The organism is Chryseobacterium sp. CS3K3.1 (assembly GCF_059515165.1).
Genome location: NZ_JCAKRV010000012.1, coordinates 22,983 through 37,663 on the forward strand (window position 1 = coordinate 22,983; position 14,681 = coordinate 37,663).

Sequence of the window (14,681 nt, forward strand, 5' to 3'; positions counted from 1 at the left end):
TTGACGAAGATGAATAATCATTTTTTTGACTTAATAGAATATACGAACAGAAGTGTTTTTTTAACGGGGAAAGCCGGAACAGGAAAGACAACATTTCTTAATGATTTTGTAAGGCGTACCAAGAAAAAGCATATTGTAGTGGCTCCCACGGGAATTGCTGCCATTAATGCTGGAGGAGTAACCATCCATTCCATGTTTGGGCTGCCGTTGAGAACCTTTCTTCCTACTACAGAAAGGATAGATACCAGTTTGGCCAATAATATTGCCGATCTGATGCCTCATTTCAAATACCGTAAAGATAAACTCAAACTTCTGAGAGAGGTCGAGATCATTATTATCGATGAGGTTTCAATGCTGAGGGCTGATGTTCTGGATATGATGGATTTCTCTTTGAGATTCATCAGAAGGAATAATCAGAGATTCGGAGGGGTACAGATGCTTTTTATCGGAGATTTGTATCAACTTCCTCCGGTGGTAAGAGATGAACATATCCTCAAAATGTATTACAACTCACCTTTCTTTTTTGACAGCCATGCCATTAAAGAAATTCCAATCGTCACCATTGAGCTGACAAAGGTATACAGACAATCTGACGAAGAGTTTCTGGAAATTCTGAATGCGATCCGTGACGGCGATGTGGATAATATAGATTTTAATCATCTCAATGAAAGATATGATCCTGACTTTGATATGGGAAAAGAATCTTATGTATATCTGTGTTCTCACAACAAAATGGCAGACGAGATCAATCAGGAAAAATTAGCTGAAATAAAAGTAGATCCTCAGATTTATGAAGCTAAACTGGTAGGAGACTTTAAAGAAAATCAATTTCCAAATGACCAGTTTTTAGAACTGAAAATTGGAGCTCAGATCATGTTTATCCGAAATGATATTTCCGGAGAAAAGAAATATTTTAACGGAAAACTGGGTGAGATTATCGGGTTGGATGAAAATGAAATCCGTGTTGTTCTGGATGAGAGTGAAAGAGAAATTGTTGTCAAAAGAGAAACCTGGGAACAGAAAAAATATTTCCTTGACACGGATAAAAATATCAAAGAGGAAGTGTTGGGAAGTTTCGAGCAGTTTCCCATCAAATTAGCATGGGCGGTTACGATTCACAAAAGCCAGGGATTAACGTTTGATAAAGTGATTATTGATGCCGGGAAAAGTTTTACTGCCGGTCAGGTGTATGTGGCCTTATCCCGCTGCAGAACTCTGGAGGGCATTGTTTTAAAATCAAAAATTACTCCCGAAGTTATTTTCAAAGATAACAGGATTCTGCATTTCCACACCGATACGATTGCCAATGATCATGTGGAGGCGATTCTGAATCAGGAAAAATATGATTACAGCATCAGAAAAGTATTGCGAACATTAGACTGTACATGGTTTTTGAAAGAAGTGGAGGAGTGGAATAACCTTTCCATTGTCACCAAGAATATAGACCACGTTAAAACCAAACAGCTTTATCTTCAGTTGAAACATGAAGCGGTTAATCTGGGGAAAATTTTTGAAAAATTAGAACGAATCATTTTCCAGAAAGTCAATAATTTTATTGAACAGAAAGAAGAATGGTCCGAAATTGAAAGCAAATCAAAAGGTGCGGTTAATTTCTTTTTTACAGAAACCAGAAATAAAATATTCGATCCTTTGAAAGAATTTTATGCTGAGATAAAAGGTGCAAAAGGATTGAAACAATACAACGAAGAATTTAAAAGCTGGCTGGAAGACATTGAAGAATATCTGAACAGCCTGAGAGAGATACATCTTCTTGAAAAGAAACTTTTAGATGAAAAGAATGATAAGGAAATCAATCTGAAAATTGCTAAAGTTCCGTCCCAGGTTTTAACCTTCCAGCTGTTTGAACAGGGAAAAACGATCGGAGAAATTGCCTTGGAAAGAGGGCTGGTGAAAGAAACTGTTATTGGGCATCTTGCCAAATTTGCCGAACAGGGATTGCTGGACATCGCCAGAGTCATTACTTCGGATAAAATCAAAGCTTTTGAAGATGAATTCTATAAAAATCCACACGAAACTTTAACCGAGTGGAAGAATGCACTGCCCAATCATTTTGAATTTAACGAAATCAGGATTTTAATTAACCACTATAATTATAAAAAAGAAAAGAACTCGTAGGAGTTCTTTTTTTATGGAGTTCTAAAAGAATTAAGGATACATCGCATTGATGGTATTGATATCTCCGGTGGTAAATCCGGTTCTGGTATAAGTAAAATTGCTGTTGTCAGCTCTGGTAATCGTAGGCAGTCCGTTTCTGGAATATGAGGTCGGCCAGTACATCATCACCGAATTAATATTAAACGGGCCTATATCGGTTCCGGAATTATAGATATTGAAATTATAAGACTGTCCGCTTTGAATATTATTCCACAGAATTTTTACGTATTGATCTCTGTCTTTACGCGTATGCTCATGATAAAGTCCTACCGTGTGCCCCATTTCATGAATAACTGATCCTACAGAAATATACTGATCCAAAGAAATGGTTTGTTTTCCACCCTGATATCCGATGTGAGCCCAGCCATCAGATCCTGATGAGCTTCCGAAAATAAATTCCACATAATTAGACTGGTTGGTGCGGTAGATCCATTGTGTATTGGTTTTGTTATTGTACTCGCTGATGGCAGAATTGATTTTATTAACATTGATGGAACCCATATTGCTGGCAATAGTATAATAAATTTTACCATTCGGCCACCTTGAATAGCTGGCACCGCCTTTATTAACTTCATTACCTTCTGATAATTGTTTATCGGTAAGAACAATATCGCCCTGGAAAAAATTCATTCCGTTTTTTCTTTCATAGGTAATTTCCTGGCCGTTCAATTGTCCTTTTTTTACATTCTCTGCGTTGAATGCATTGGTTTGAGCTTCAGAAGTAATTTCCTCATTGTTTTTACTACATGATGAAAATGTGGCAGCAATAAGAAAACTCATAAAGACAGTTTTTCCTGTCAGCATCTGCTTATAAAACAGGCTGTTTGTTTTTTTGATCATATTAATATTTTTAAAATTTGGTATACGAATATAATAAATATATCTCTTTTTATTGAATTATTTTTGTTAAAATGTGCTTATTCGTATTGTTTATTTTAAAATCACTTAAATGAAAGCCCGTAAAATAAAAAAGGTTCTGAAAATGTTCAAAACCCTTTTATTTTTATTCGTTTAGCATATCTTGATTGACTCTGTAGCCAACGATTTTTATGTCTCCTTCTTTATTCTTCTCTAAAGTAAAAGATTCTTCTGTTTTCTTAGTCCCTCTTTTTACATTGTACATAAAGAAGTATTGACTCCGTGCATTACTTCCCTTCACAACCATTGTTTCCCATTTGGCAAGATTATATTCTTCAACGGGACCAATTGCATTGACTGTATTCATAAGTTTTACAAGTTTTTCTTTATCAGTCACCTTAAAAAACTTCTCACCAAATAACTTATAAATATCATCCGGATTTTTTCCGTATCGAAGTTCCCAATAAAATTTTATGGGAATTTTTTCACCATCTGTTTTGTCAGACTCTCTGTCTTTATAAAATTGATTGTAAGAACAGCTTATTAAAAGGAATGATAAAAGGAGCAAATAAATATTTTTCATTTAAATTTTAGTGTCTAAGATTAATTTTCTTCGGTTGTTATCATAAATAGTAGCATGATAACTTTCGTCTCTGAATTCAGTTTCTGTATTTTCTATTTCATTAAATAAGTTTTTGTCTGTACGGGAAAATTCAACAATTTCAAAATACTTTTCATCAATATAGTTGAAGTCTACCAGCTTTAGATAGTCATTAATAGAGTTTTTATCAATCATAATTTTTCCACCACCAAACTGATGTCTGTTGTGACCATTTTTCTTAACGCCGGACACCCAATATTCTTCTCCCGTTTCTATATCAAAATGATTAGCATTGATTCCTGGCCTTTTGAGTTTTTTGAGTGCCTTGTTATCGAAATAAACAGTTTGCCCTGATTTTGAGAATTCTACAAAACCAATCCATGCAGGTCCGTGATGACCATAGGATTTGTTTTCGATATACATTATTTTTCTTTTCATGTCATGTAATGATGTTGCAATTTACCCAAATATTATATATAAAATAAAGCTAAAAAAAATTTTTATTCCAATAGTTTTTCCCTGAACTGATCAATTGTTTTTATTAATTACAAAAAGTAACTAATGCAGTTTTTATGTTTTAAATTTGCCTTGTTTTTCAGATTAAAGAAAAATTAACATCATAACATGAAAAATTTTGAAATTTCTGTTTTAGATCTTGCCCCGGTAAAGCAAGGTAAAAGCATTCATGATACTTTTCAGGACAGCTTATCACTAGCTAATCACGCTGAAAATTTAAATTATAAAAGATTCTGGCTGGCGGAACACCACAATATGGAAAGTATTGCCAGTTCAGCAACCTCTGTTTTAATTGGTTTCATTGCCAATGGAACGAAAACAATCAGAGTAGGTTCAGGAGGAATTATGCTTCCTAACCACAGTTCTCTGATCATTGCAGAACAGTTCGGAACACTGGAATCTCTGTTTCCCGGAAGAATTGATCTTGGGTTAGGAAGAGCTCCCGGAACAGATGGCTTAACGGCGCAGGCTTTAGGAAGAAATCCTGCCATCATCAATGAACAGTTTCCAAGACAGATTCTCGAACTTCAAAGGTATTTCTCCAAAGAAAATTCAGAGGCGATGGTGCGTGCAATTCCCGGAGAAGGGCTGGATATTCCGCTTTATATTCTGGGATCCAGTACAGACAGTGCATGGCTGGCTGCAGAACTAGGTTTGCCGTATGCTTTTGCGGGACATTTCGCACCTGAGCAGATGGAAATGGCTTTTAAAATATACAGAGAACATTTTGAACCGTCAAAATATCTGGATAAACCATATATTATTGCCTGTGTTAATGGGGTAGCGGCAGAAACTTCTGAGGAAGCTCATAAAATTTCCACCACTTTATTCCAGGCATTCATCAATATTGTAAGAAACGACAGAAAACCTTTTGCTCCACCGGTGGATGATATGGATGACATCTGGTCGCCAATGGAAAAATCTATGGTATTGCAGAAACTGAGATATACTTTTATCGGAGATCAGGCCGAAATTCAGGAAAAGCTTAAAGATTTCCAGGAAAGGTTCCAGGTAGATGAGCTGATGATCAATTCACATATCTACGACCATCAGAAAAGATTGAGATCTTACGAGATTTTCAGAGCGGCTGCAGACTCTTTATCCAAAGCGTAATAAACCATTCATAATTAATTGGCAGATGCTTATTTTTATGAGTATCTTTGCACAAATAAAAAGTAAAATGTCAGATATTAAATTAAATACTATTCCAGAGGCTATCGAAGACCTTAGAAATGGTAAAATAATCATAGTAGTAGATGATGAAGACAGAGAAAATGAAGGTGATTTTCTTTGCGCGGCAGAACTGACAACGCCGGAAATTATCAATTTTATGGCTCTTCACGGAAGAGGGCTGATCTGTATGCCGCTTCCTGAAAAAAGATGTGATGAGCTTGGACTTGAAGTGATGGTAAGCAGAAGCAGCGATCCTAAGGAGACTGCTTTCACCGTATCGGTTGACCTTCTGGGTAACGGAACATCTACCGGAATTTCTGCAAGTGACAGAGCAAAAACAATTTTAGCATTGATGGATGAAAAATCCAAGCCTACAGATTTTATGAGACCTGGCCACATTTTCCCGCTTCGTGCAAGGAAAGGAGGTGTATTGAAAAGAGCCGGACATACTGAAGCAGCAATCGATCTTACGAATTTAGCAGGATTGAAAGAAGGAGGTGTGATCTGCGAGATCATGAATGAAGATGGTACAATGTCCCGTTTGCCTGAACTTCATGCTTTTGCCCAAAAACACGATATGAAGATCGTTTCTATCGAAGACCTGATCCATTATCAGCTTAAAAAAGGAAATCTTGTAGAGAGACTTGAAGAGAAAAAAGTAAAAACCCATTATGGTGATTTTGATTTTTATGCTTTCAGAGAAACTTCCAATGACCAGATCCACTTTGCATTGACAAAAGGAACGTGGACAGTAGATGAGCCTGTTTTGGTAAGAGTACAGTCTTCAGATTCTTATTTCGACGTATTGACAAGATTAAATAATGGGGAGAAACCTCTGTTGGAAAAAGTAACCAATATGGTTAATGAGGCTGGAAAAGGAGCTATTATTTTCATCAACAATGTTTCTAATTCTGAAAATACATTGAGAAAACTTCAGCAGTTCCTGAACTATCAGGACGGCCAGGAGCAGCATCCTACACTGGCGTACAACTACAGAGATTATGGAATCGGAACGCAAATCCTTAAGAATTTAGGAATCAACAAGTTTAAAGTAATCACTCAAAACCCTAATATCAAACCTCAGGTTGGAGGCTATGATGTAGAGGTTACGGAGATGGTACAACTATAAAAAATGAATGGTCAATAGTGAATTCTTTTCACATTAATTGACTGTTTATAATACAAAATTATAAGGTTTAGGATTTTTCTAAACCTTTTTTTATTTTTAGACCATGACTGAATCTTTAAAAAAACACATCCGGGGATATATTGAAATTTCAGACGAAAAGCTGGAGAAATACTGCAGTGCTTTCAGTTTAAGGAAAATAAAGAAAAAAGAATTCCTCTTAAAAGAAGGAGAGATTTGCGAATTTGAAGGGTTTGTAGTAAGCGGATGTTTTAAAGTTTTTCATACCCATCATAATGCAGCCGAACAGATATTGTATTTTGGAATCGAAAACTGGTGGATCTCCGATATTGATAGTTTTGTGAACCGTATTCCCTCTAAACTCAATATTCAGGCGCTTGAGGATAGTGAAATCCTTCTTATTCCCAAAAAAGACAAAGAAAAACTGTACGCTGAAATGCCGGAGATTGAAAGATTAATGAGGCTTAAATTTCAAAAATCAATTATTGCCCTACAGCGTAGAATTATTGATAATCTAAGCAAACCTTCAGATGAACGCTATGTTGAGTTTTTAAAAGATTATCCGCAGACAGCCAACCGTTTAACGAATATTCAGATTGCAGCATATCTGGGAGTAACTCCGGAATTTATAAGCAGAATCCGAAAGAAAATTGTCAGTAAAAGCTGATGACTGAAAAAATAAAAAGTCCCGAAAGTTTATTTGTACATGCTTTCGGGACTTTTCTATGTTTGATAATAGTCTATTTTAGCTTAATATAATTCCGTCAAAGTTTCGGAAGCCATTCAGAAAATCTTTTACCATCATTCTTTTTTTACCTTCCAGTTGAAGTTCAAGAGGGTAGTAGATCCCATCCTGAGTGTAAATTTTAAATTCATTTTTTGAAATATCAAGAGTTCCGGCTGGTTTTCCGTGGTCAACAAGTTCAAACTTACCCCCGAATATTTTTAGTCCTTTTTCTTCGTTGTCAATCTTTAAAGTAGTGAAAGCTGCAGGATAAGGAGACATTCCCAGGATAAACTGATGAATGGTTTTTGAAGGCTGTTCCCAATTGATCCTCGTATCTTCCTTGAAAATTTTATAAGCATTTTTAGGATGTTCTACATGGGGCTGAGGTTTCTCTTCAATAGCATTTTCAGCAAGACCATCCAATGTTTTAACCACAAGGCCTGAGCCCATTTCCATGAGTCTGTCATGAAGGCTTCCGGCATTTTCATCCGGTAAAATTTCCATTTCCTGCTGAAGAAGAATATTTCCTTCGTCAATTTTTTCATTAATAAAGAATGTAGTTGCTCCGGTTTTTTCTTCTCCGTTGATTACAGCATAATTGATGGGTGCAGCACCCCTGTAATCAGGAAGCAATGAAGCATGAAGATTGAAGGTTCCCATTTTAGGCATCTCAAAAAGCACTTTAGGCATCATTCTGAAGGCAACCACTACAAAAACATCAGCATCCAGTTTCCTAAGTTCTTCCAGGAATTCAGGGTTTCTCAACTTTTCCGGCTGAAAAACAGGAATATTATTTTCTTCTGCATAGATTTTTACCGGTGACTGGTGAATTTTCTGTCCGCGTCCGCTTGCCTTATCAGCAACAGTTACAACACCTACTACCTGATGGTGAGATTGGTGGATGGCCTCCAAAGAGGTTTTTGCAAACTCAGGAGTTCCTAAAAAAACGACTTTCAATGATTTCATACTGCAAAGATAAGTTTTTGAGCTGAGAGTCGGAAAATATCAGGGTTTGAAGGTAGGAGAGTTTTAGAGTATGAGCGTTTGAGAGTAGTGGATTTAGGCAGGTTGAGATCATAATGATGACATCATACTCTCTTTCTACCCAATGTTTACCATTACTAATTATCCATTATCTATTACCCATTACTCATTACTCATGATTAAGCGCATATGTTCTGAAGTTGAGCATTCTTACCTTTCCTGAATCCAAAAGGAAAATCAGATTCTCCAGTATATTTTCTTTGGAATGATAGCTGAGCTGGATAGACAGTTCTTCAATGGTAGCTGACTTTTTAGCTAATAAATTAATGATCTGTTGAGAAATATTCTTACCAAAGATAGACTGCTTATTTTTTTCGCAGACCGAACACTGGCCGCAGTTTTTTGAATTTTTTTCACCAAAATAGGCTAAAATTAGTTTCATTTTACAATAGTCGTTATTTTCTACGTAAAACTTCATCTCTTCCCATTTCTGGATTTTATTCCTCTGAATATGTTCAAATAATTTCCAGTAAGCGCTGTTCACAGCTCTTTCATCACGGGGTTTCAGGAATTTAATGCTGGCTAATGCCCCGTCGATATATTCGAGGTAATTCTTTTGCTGAAGCTCTTTCAGACGTTCTTTGATTAAAGGAACACTGATATTGATTTTGTTGCTGACCTGTTGTTCGCTGAACATCACTTTATGCGTAGTAATTCCTGATAGGGTACGGAAAAGGAGTTCTATGAAATGGCCATCTTTTTGTGGCAGCTGATCAATCTCATCAGCTTTAATAAAAAGTTCGAGCGAAGACAGACTCTTGTTATCATTGTAGTAGACAATTTCCTGGTTGTGCAGAAAATTGAGGACATTGTTGATCTTGGCCTTCGATAGTTTTGTAAAATTCTGTATACTGAGATGATTCAGTTGAAATGTCTTTTCCGGAAGTTCAAATTCAGCTACCTGAAAAATAGAGTAGAGATAACTAACGATTTTCAAAAACTCAGCTTTGTTGGGTGTCTGGTTTTTTAAAACCTGATCAAAATTCAATAGTTCCTGTTTGTTCCAGAGCATGAAAGCAAAACTGTCTTTTCCATCTCTTCCGGCCCTTCCGATTTCCTGATAATAGTTTTCAAGGGATGCAGCGGGAGAATAATGAATGACAAAACGGACATTATCTTTGTCAATACCCATTCCAAAGGCATTGGTAGAAATAAGGACGTGATTGTCACTGTTATTCCAAAGATTCTGTCTTGCATTCTTTTCTTTGGTTGTGAGGCCGGCATGAAAATAATCTACATTTTTCAGTTGATTTTTCTTTAGAAATTCTGCCAGCAGTTCAGCCTCTTTTCTTGTTCTTACGTAAACAATTCCGGAATCATTGCTGTATTTTAGAATATCAAAAACACGCTGAAATTTATCAGATACTTCATCTGTGAAAATTTTAATGTTCTCTCTTTTAAAACTCTTTTGAAAAACAAAAGGATTTTTCAGTTCCAGTTTATTTTTAATTTCTTCCAGCACTTTCGGAGTTGCAGTTGCAGTCAAGGCAAGGCAGGGAATTTCAGGGTTATTACTTCTGAATCCTTTTATATTCTGGTAGCTGGGCCTGAAATCCTGTCCCCATTCTGAAATACAGTGCGCTTCATCAACGGCAATGAAGGAGAGCTGTATTTCTTCCATATTTTGAATAAACTGAGTATTGGTAAGCCTTTCAGGGGAAACATAGAGCAGCTTGGTAAGTCCTTCTTTACAGCGGTCATAAATGGCTTCAGCATCATATTCATCCAACTCTGAGGAAAGATATTCTGCTTCTATACCGCGGGCTTTAAGCTGATTCACCTGGTCTTTCATCAATGCCAGCAAAGGAGAAACAACAAGGCAGGTTCCTTCTTTCAATAAGGCTGGTAGTTGATAGCATAAAGACTTTCCTGCTCCTGTAGGTAAGAGAACCAGGGTGTCTTTTTCATTAATAACAGCATTGATAATTTCTTCCTGAGAATCTCTGAAGTCGGTATAACCCCAGAAATACTTAAGAGTATCATATTTTAGCTTTTGAAAATCCTGCGGAGAAATCATGTTGTAAAAATAAGGAAAGAATTAGGACAAAAAAAGTCACGCAGGGCGTGACTTTCATATAATATATCAATATGTTTATTATTTAGCTTCGAAGTATACTCTTCTGTTGGCTCTGTTTTTCCACTCAGGGCACTTCGTTGCCGGTTCACATTCAGGATATTTAAGGTCTTTTTCACCTTTTCCTATTGCCTGTAATTTACCTGTCTGAACACCGTTTTTGATCAGATAGTTCTTAACGTTGTTTGCTCTTCTTTCAGATAGTTTCTGGTTGTAAGCATCAGTACCTCTTGTATCTGTAGCTCCGATTACATTGTAAGAACCATTTGAAGAATTAATATAGTTTACTGCATTATTTAAAATTGGAGTATTTGAAGGTAAAATTCTGTCAGAATTCAGGTCAAACTCAATTCCTTCCAATTTAGTTTCTGTTTCTACTACAGGTCCTGTTGTAGCTACAGGACATCCGTTATTTTCAACAGGTCCCGGAACAGTTACACACTTATCGTAAAGATCAATTACACCATCTAAGTCAGTATCAAGCGCAACTCCGGCACCGTCCACTCTTGCCCCTGCAGGAGTATCAAGCTGTCTGTCCCAATCGTCGCATACTCCGTCGTTATCAGCATCACCTTTTTTACATACTTCAATATCCTGGTTTTTGTTAGCCAGTACATCAAGTTTATAATAGATTTCCTGAAGCGGATCATGCCACATTAAGTGAGATTCATGTTTTCCAAGTTTAACAGAAAGACCTAAAGTAGCGTTGAAGAAGTTGTCTGAAACCTGCTCAGAACGTTTGTTGATAGCGCTGTATTTATCACCTCCACCGTCAAATTCATCATCTCCGGTTACTACATACATTAATCTACCTTCAATATCGATTCTTCTGTTCACTTTGAATTTAAGACCTGTACCAGCCTGCATGAACATAGAACCTAATTCGAAAGGTTTGATTTCCGTCATTAATCTTTGTCTGTTGCTTCCGTCTTTCTGATAGGCTCTGTATGCAATAGTACCAATACCAGCATATCCGTGAAGTGCCCATCTGTAAGGAGAATGGTTGTCAACTCTTCTTAACAGGTTGGAAAAGTTAATATCTCCTAAGATAGAGATCGCGTCATACTGAGTTCTTGCTCCTACTGCTGTTGCATCCGGTGCTGAATTTTTAGTATTGAACCATCCTTGTCTGGTTTCACCTCTGTCATACTGTAAATTGATCCCAAAAGCATGGGTAATCGCTTTATCAATACTTACATAAGCTGAATATCCAAAAAGGTTTTTACCGTTACCATTTTTGATAGAGGTTAAATCCGCAGACTGAAGAAGTGGAACACCCACCCCGGCAGAAATAGACCAATCGTTAAATCTTTTAGATTGATTGGTGAATGGGGAAACATTAGCAGATCCCGAAGAAAATGTATTAGGATATTCTCCTTTTGAAACTGCCGTTGAGTCTTGTGCATACGTGGCAGAAGGAATTGCCAAAGCTAATGCAACAATTGCTAAACTTAATTTCATAGTGTTATTTTTTTAAGTTAAGTTATTTTAAATGATTTTTTACGCTAAAAAGTGATATTGTGTTAATTTTTTTCAAAACAAACGTGCTGATTACTAATGTGTTTGTACAATTGTCCTGAAAATAATGATAAAGGTATGTAAAAAAATTCGTAGTAGAAAAAAAATAAACCGAAAAGAACAATTCTTTTCGGTTTATGAAGTATTTGAAATTATTTCTTCTTTTTCTTAGCGGGAGCTTTTTTGACTGCTTTTTTTACAGGAGCATCTTCATAGTCTTTCTTTTTGATAGAATCCCATTCCGAACTTTCTACAAATCTTACAGTAACTTTTCTGTCCGCCATTCTTTCAGCATCTGAAGCTGATGCAGGGATAGTAGCTTCAGCAGAACCTACCCCTCTTGATTTCAGCACATTTTGATTGATGCCTCTGTTTTCCAGAGCTCCAACTACAGCTGCTGCTCTTTCTTTAGACAATCTAAGGTTGTATGCTGCATTTCCTTTGATATCTGTATGTCCTGTTAACAGGTAATTACCTCCGTTTTCTTTGATAATTGAAGCAGCCAGATCCAGTTTCTCATTAGATTCAGGTCTGATGGTTGCTTTGTTAAAGTTGAAATAAATATCTTTAAGGGTTTTCTCTACTTCTACAGCAGTTTGCTTATTATCTTTAACAACAGGACATCCGTTATTTTCAACAGGTCCTGGAACTGTTACACACTTATCGTAAAGGTCAATTACACCGTCTAAGTCAGTATCAAGCGCAACTCCGGCACCGTCCACTCTTGCCCCTGCAGGAGTATCAAGCTGTCTGTCCCAATCGTCGCATACTCCGTCGTTATCAGCATCTCCTTTTTTACATACTTCAATATCCTGGTTTTTGTTAGCCAGTACATCAAGTTTATAATAGATTTCCTGAAGCGGATCATGCCACATTACATGAGACTCGTGCTTACCTAGTTTGAAAGAAAGACCTAAAGTAGCGTTGAAGAAGTTGTCTGAAACCTGCTCAGAACGCTTGTTGATAGCGCTGTAAGCATCACCTCCACCGTCAAATTCATCATCACCGGTTACTACATACATTAATCTACCTTCGATATCGATTCTTCTGTTCACTTTGAACTTCAGACCTGTACCAGCCTGGAAGAACATAGAACCTAATTCGAAAGGTTTGATTTCTGTCATCAATCTCTGTCTGTTATTACCGTCTTTCTGATATGCTCTGTATGCAATAGTACCGATACCTGCATATCCGTGAAGTGCCCATCTGTAAGGAGAGTGGTTGTCAACTCTTCTTAAAAGGTTTGAGAAGTTGATATCTCCCAAGATAGAGATCGCGTCATACTGAGTTCTTGCTCCTACTGCTGTTGCATCCGGTGCTGCATTTTTAGTATTGAACCATCCTTGTCTGGTTTCACCTCTGTCATACTGTAAATTGATCCCAAAAGCATGGGTAATCGCTTTATCAATACTTACATACGCTGAATAGCCAAAAAGGTTTTTACCATTACCATTTTTGATAGAGGTTAAATCTGCTGACTGCAGAAGCGGAACACCTGCTCCTACTGAAACAGACCAATCATTAAATCTCTTGGATTGGTTGGTAAATGGTGTAACATTGGCAGATCCTGAGGAAAATGTATTGGGATATTTTCCATTGGAAACTGCTGTTGAGTCTTGTGCATAAGCGGCAGAAGGAATTGCCAAAGCTAATGCAACAATTGCTAAACTTAATTTCATCGTGTATTATTATTTGATTTCTTTTTTGAAAAAGAATTGTAAGGCTGTTTTAATTATTTAATCGGGCATCCGTTATTTTCAACAGGTCCTGGTACAGTTACGCACTTATCGTAAAGGTCAATAACTCCATCAAGATCCATATCCAAAGCAACTCCGGCTCCATCTACTCTTGCTCCTGCAGGAGTATCAAGCTGTCTGTCCCAGTCATCACATACTCCGTCATTGTCTGCATCTCCTTTTTCGCAGACAACAAGGTCTGTACTTGCATTTTCAAGAACGCTGGTTCTGTAGTAAGCTTCCTGAAGCGGGTCATGCCATGCCAGATGAGATTCGTGCTTTCCTAGTTTGAAAGATACTCCTAAACTTACTGTCCAGGCGTTATCAGATCTTCTGGAATTTAACATGTTATATTTTGAACCTGGAGTGGAAGGATCATAATCATTAGGATCTGCCCATCCGCCGCCATCGAATTCATCATCACCACTGATAATGTACATGGTTCTTGCCTCAACGTCAATAAGTTTTGAAACATTGTATTTTATTCCCACACCTCCCTGATAGAAGATAGAGTTGATATCAATGTCCTGTTTAATGAATAAAGGAGTTCTTCTTGGCGTATTGCTCCATCTGAATTCGTCGTTATCATGCAGTGATGTTCTGAACCCTTGAAGTCCGATACCCATATATCCATGGAAAGCCCATCTGTACGGAGAGTGGTTGTCTACTCTTCTGAATAAGTTCGAGAAGTTGATATCCCCCAATAAAGAGATGTTGTCAAACTGTGTTGTTGCAGTAGCTATTCCTGATTTTACACCTTCAGCACCAGGAAGCTGGGCTGTCTGTTTTGTTTCTCCTCTCATATACATAAGGCTTAGCCCGAATGCATGTGTGATTTGTTTGTCCACGCTTACGTAAGCATTGTATCCCCAATTAGTCTTATCCTTGCGGATAGATTTTAAATCGGAGTGTACCATAAATGCAGGACCTCCTCCAACAGAAATAGACCAGTCTCTGAAACGTCTGGATTTATTGTCAAAGGGTTTTACATTAGCGGAACCTGAGGAGAATGTATTAGGGTACTCTGTGGAAGAGCTTACTGTTGTGCCGCTGTTCTGTGCGAAAGCTGCAATTGGCAATGACGTAGCCAATAATAATAAACCTAATTTCAT

Annotated in this window: 12 protein-coding genes; 4 read left to right on the top strand and 8 right to left on the bottom strand. The window is 37.2% G+C overall.

The annotated features are described in order from the left end of the window. Window positions 1-9 precede the first annotated feature (9 nt). Complete coding sequence (locus AC5YGI_RS12730; RefSeq protein WP_330743114.1) at window positions 10-2,136, top strand: helix-turn-helix domain-containing protein; 2,127 nt, start codon at window positions 10-12, stop codon at window positions 2,134-2,136. A 30-nt stretch (window positions 2,137-2,166) separates the two neighbouring features. On the opposite strand, the gene AC5YGI_RS12735 is transcribed toward AC5YGI_RS12730, so the two are convergent. The 3 genes from AC5YGI_RS12735 to AC5YGI_RS12745 form a co-directional block, all read right to left on the bottom strand. After that, complete coding sequence (locus AC5YGI_RS12735) at window positions 2,167-3,015, bottom strand: M12 family metallopeptidase (protein ID WP_330743112.1); 849 nt, start codon at window positions 3,013-3,015, stop codon at window positions 2,167-2,169. A gap of 163 nt (window positions 3,016-3,178) precedes the next feature. Then, complete coding sequence (locus tag AC5YGI_RS12740) at window positions 3,179-3,616, bottom strand: hypothetical protein (protein ID WP_330743110.1); 438 nt, start codon at window positions 3,614-3,616, stop codon at window positions 3,179-3,181. Next, complete coding sequence (locus tag AC5YGI_RS12745; protein ID WP_330743109.1) at window positions 3,617-4,072, bottom strand: hypothetical protein; 456 nt, start codon at window positions 4,070-4,072, stop codon at window positions 3,617-3,619. Window positions 4,073-4,258: 186 nt separating this feature from the next. Here AC5YGI_RS12745 and AC5YGI_RS12750 point away from each other — a divergent pair, with 186 nt between their 5' ends. The 3 genes from AC5YGI_RS12750 (at window position 4,259) to AC5YGI_RS12760 (ending at window position 7,137) form a co-directional block, all read left to right on the top strand. Next, window positions 4,259-5,263, top strand: a complete 1,005-nt coding sequence (locus AC5YGI_RS12750; RefSeq protein WP_330743108.1) for an LLM class flavin-dependent oxidoreductase — start codon at window positions 4,259-4,261, stop codon at window positions 5,261-5,263. A 67-nt stretch (window positions 5,264-5,330) separates the two neighbouring features. Continuing rightward, window positions 5,331-6,452, top strand: coding sequence for a 3,4-dihydroxy-2-butanone-4-phosphate synthase (gene ribB, locus AC5YGI_RS12755; RefSeq protein ID WP_202841239.1), 1,122 nt, complete (start codon window positions 5,331-5,333; stop codon window positions 6,450-6,452). 103 nt (window positions 6,453-6,555) lie between these two features. Beyond that, window positions 6,556-7,137 (top strand): Crp/Fnr family transcriptional regulator, encoded by a 582-nt coding sequence (locus AC5YGI_RS12760; RefSeq protein WP_330743103.1) that lies wholly within the window; start codon window positions 6,556-6,558, stop codon window positions 7,135-7,137. Between the two features lie 78 nt (window positions 7,138-7,215). Here the strand turns inward: AC5YGI_RS12760 and fmt are convergent, their stop codons facing one another. From fmt to AC5YGI_RS12785, 5 genes are all read right to left on the bottom strand, one after another. Further along, window positions 7,216-8,163, bottom strand: a complete 948-nt coding sequence (gene fmt / locus AC5YGI_RS12765; protein ID WP_137905590.1) for a methionyl-tRNA formyltransferase — start codon at window positions 8,161-8,163, stop codon at window positions 7,216-7,218. 187 nt (window positions 8,164-8,350) lie between these two features. Beyond that, the gene (locus AC5YGI_RS12770; RefSeq protein ID WP_330743100.1) at window positions 8,351-10,258 is read right to left on the bottom strand and encodes a RecQ family ATP-dependent DNA helicase; all 1,908 of its coding nucleotides are present in this window, start codon (window positions 10,256-10,258) and stop codon (window positions 8,351-8,353) included. Window positions 10,259-10,336: 78 nt separating this feature from the next. Then, a complete protein-coding gene (locus tag AC5YGI_RS12775) occupies window positions 10,337-11,776 on the bottom strand; it encodes an OmpA family protein (protein ID WP_202841231.1) in 1,440 nt (479 codons plus the stop codon). A gap of 209 nt (window positions 11,777-11,985) precedes the next feature. Next, window positions 11,986-13,512, bottom strand: coding sequence for an OmpA family protein (locus AC5YGI_RS12780; protein ID WP_330743096.1), 1,527 nt, complete (start codon window positions 13,510-13,512; stop codon window positions 11,986-11,988). A gap of 53 nt (window positions 13,513-13,565) precedes the next feature. Continuing rightward, window positions 13,566-14,681: an OmpA family protein gene (locus AC5YGI_RS12785; protein WP_330743095.1), complete on the bottom strand. Its 1,116-nt coding sequence runs from the start codon at window positions 14,679-14,681 to the stop codon at window positions 13,566-13,568.

Bases quoted from the DNA above. Each gene is read 5' to 3' on its own strand.
- AC5YGI_RS12730 (WP_330743114.1), top strand. From the start codon at position 10: ATGAATAATCATTTTTTTGACTTAATAGAATATACGAACAGAAGTGTT.
- AC5YGI_RS12735 (WP_330743112.1), bottom strand. From the start codon at position 3,015: ATGATCAAAAAAACAAACAGCCTGTTTTATAAGCAGATGCTGACAGGA.
- AC5YGI_RS12740 (WP_330743110.1), bottom strand. From the start codon at position 3,616: ATGAAAAATATTTATTTGCTCCTTTTATCATTCCTTTTAATAAGCTGT.
- AC5YGI_RS12745 (WP_330743109.1), bottom strand. From the start codon at position 4,072: ATGAAAAGAAAAATAATGTATATCGAAAACAAATCCTATGGTCATCAC.
- AC5YGI_RS12750 (WP_330743108.1), top strand. From the start codon at position 4,259: ATGAAAAATTTTGAAATTTCTGTTTTAGATCTTGCCCCGGTAAAGCAA.
- ribB (WP_202841239.1), top strand. From the start codon at position 5,331: ATGTCAGATATTAAATTAAATACTATTCCAGAGGCTATCGAAGACCTT.
- AC5YGI_RS12760 (WP_330743103.1), top strand. From the start codon at position 6,556: ATGACTGAATCTTTAAAAAAACACATCCGGGGATATATTGAAATTTCA.
- fmt (WP_137905590.1), bottom strand. From the start codon at position 8,163: ATGAAATCATTGAAAGTCGTTTTTTTAGGAACTCCTGAGTTTGCAAAA.
- AC5YGI_RS12770 (WP_330743100.1), bottom strand. From the start codon at position 10,258: ATGATTTCTCCGCAGGATTTTCAAAAGCTAAAATATGATACTCTTAAG.
- AC5YGI_RS12775 (WP_202841231.1), bottom strand. From the start codon at position 11,776: ATGAAATTAAGTTTAGCAATTGTTGCATTAGCTTTGGCAATTCCTTCT.
- AC5YGI_RS12780 (WP_330743096.1), bottom strand. From the start codon at position 13,512: ATGAAATTAAGTTTAGCAATTGTTGCATTAGCTTTGGCAATTCCTTCT.
- AC5YGI_RS12785 (WP_330743095.1), bottom strand. From the start codon at position 14,681: ATGAAATTAGGTTTATTATTATTGGCTACGTCATTGCCAATTGCAGCT.